Source organism: Komagataeibacter ossonobensis, from assembly GCF_057359305.1.
In genome coordinates this window covers 1-1,947 of sequence record NZ_JBXAYQ010000103.1, presented here as the reverse complement: position 1 = coordinate 1,947, position 1,947 = coordinate 1, and the positions used below count along the sequence as shown (strand labels likewise).

Sequence of the window (1,947 nt, the reverse complement as noted above, 5' to 3'; positions counted from 1 at the left end):
ACCGGCCGTTTGAGGCCGCCTTATGATTGAGGATTGTGACTGGTAACTTACCGTCGTTAACGACGTCGTTATTGACGTCATTTGAGAGGTAAGAATGACCCAGGAAATCCTGATTGGCGTTGAACGCCGCCGCCGCTGGTCGGATGAACGGAAGCTGGCGATACTGGCTGAAGTTGGTGTGGATGGAGCAAGTGTATCGGATGTGGCACGTCGACATGACCTGACCCGCCAACATCTTTACCAATGGCGGACGTCATTCCGTCAAAGACTATCTTCCCCAGATCAGTCTGTGGCGTTTGTTCCTGTTGCTTCAGTGACGACACCTGCTGTGGCATCTGGCGGTGATCCTGACGAACTGGCCATAGTGCTGCGCAATGGCCGTAGTATCAGGGTGACGGGACATCCTGCCGAAGATCTTCTGGCCCGGGTCATCCGGATTGCGGAGACGGCATGATTGGCGTGGGCAACGGCGTGCGTGTCTATCTGGCCTGCGGGGTGACCGATATGCGCAAGGGCATATCGGGTCTGGCAGCACTGGCACAGGACGTGCTGCGTCAGAACCCGACATCAGGGGCGCTCTTTGCCTTTCGTGGTCGCCGTGGGGACAGGATCAAGCTTCTGATGTGGGACGGTCAGGGGTTCTGTCTTTATTACAAGGTGCTTGAGAAGGGACGTTTTCCATGGCCGTCTCCGGCAGAGGGCGTTGCACGCCTGACGACAGCACAGATGGCCATGCTGTGGGAAGGCATGGAGTGGAGACGCCCTTCCTGGTCTGCACCACCGTCTCGCGTGGCCTGATTTTTATGGCGTGAGAGTGCAGAACATTTTGAATTTTCTTAGGTTTTCTGCTATTTTTTCATAATGACGTCTGCACCTGCGGTCCTGCCTGATGATCCGGATACCCTGAGGGAAATGATTGTTTCCCTGCAGACCGAAGTGGCTCGGCTTTCTGCGTCAGCCCGTGCGTATGAAGCTCTTGTCCAGTCTCTCAAAATCCGGATCGCACGTCTTCAGAAACAGAAATTCGGGGCCAGTTCAGAAAAGATAGACCGTGAGATTGAACAACTCGAACTGCTCCTTGAAGATGTAAAAATCGCCATCGCGGCAGCCGATCCTTCTCCTGATATCAGGGAGCATGATGTCAGCGATGATGCACTCTCTCCCCCACGGCAGCGTGGCAAACCAAAGGTTTCTGACACGACACCACGGGAGCGTATTGTTCTCGACCCAGGTGAGGCCTGTCCTGCCTGTGGCGGTCCCCTGCGTCTTGTAGGCGAAGATGTCACCGAAATACTGGACTTTATTGCGGCAAAACTGAAAGTTGTCGAAACGGCACGGCTGAAGAAATCCTGCCGTCACTGCGAAACACTGGTGCAGCCTGAAGCACCGTCGCGCCCTGTCCCACGGGGGATGGCTGGCACCGGGCTTTTAGCCCATATCCTGGTCTCGAAATTCGATGACCACATTCCGCTTTATCGTCAGAATGAGATCTTTGCCCGTCAGGGTGTGGACATTCCCCGTTCAACCCTGATCGACTGGTGTGGTCAGGCCGTTGCCGTTCTGCGTCCTCTGACAGATCTGATCCGTCAGGATGTCGTAAAGGCAGACCTGCTACATGCTGATGATACACCCATCCAGGTTCTTGACCCCCGTCTGCGTCAGGCTGGCAAACCCCGGGGCGTGAAGGAAGGGCGGATCTGGAGCTATCTGCGCGATCCCCGCCCATGGGGAGGGAGTGATCCGCCCGCCGTGGCCTACTGGTTCTCTCCCGATCGCAAGGGGATCAATCCCCAGACCCATCTGGCACAGTTCCGGGGCATTCTGCAGGCTGACGCCTACGCCGGGTTCAGGGATCTGTATAAACCAGACGCAACAGGAACCGTGCACGTGCGCGAAGCGGCCTGCTGGGCTCATCTCCGCCGGGCCTTCCATGATGTCTGGAAGGGC

3 protein-coding genes are annotated in these 1,947 nt (G+C 56.6%); all 3 read left to right on the top strand.

Annotated features, from left to right (window positions below; translation table 11 throughout):
• Nucleotides 1–94: 94 nt before the first annotated feature.
• Nucleotides 95–454 (top strand): IS66-like element accessory protein TnpA, encoded by a 360-nt coding sequence (gene tnpA, locus AC1RQ9_RS18775; protein ID WP_007400224.1) that lies wholly within the window; start codon nt 95–97, stop codon nt 452–454.
• Nucleotides 451–798, top strand: coding sequence for an IS66 family insertion sequence element accessory protein TnpB (tnpB, locus tag AC1RQ9_RS18770; protein WP_010510701.1), 348 nt, complete (start codon nt 451–453; stop codon nt 796–798). The genes tnpA and tnpB overlap by 4 nt, the downstream gene beginning before the upstream one ends.
• Before the next feature lie 63 nt (nt 799–861).
• Nucleotides 862–1,947: IS66 family transposase (gene tnpC, locus AC1RQ9_RS18765; RefSeq protein ID WP_485988098.1), on the top strand; the 1,086-nt coding region annotated here is incomplete at its 3' end.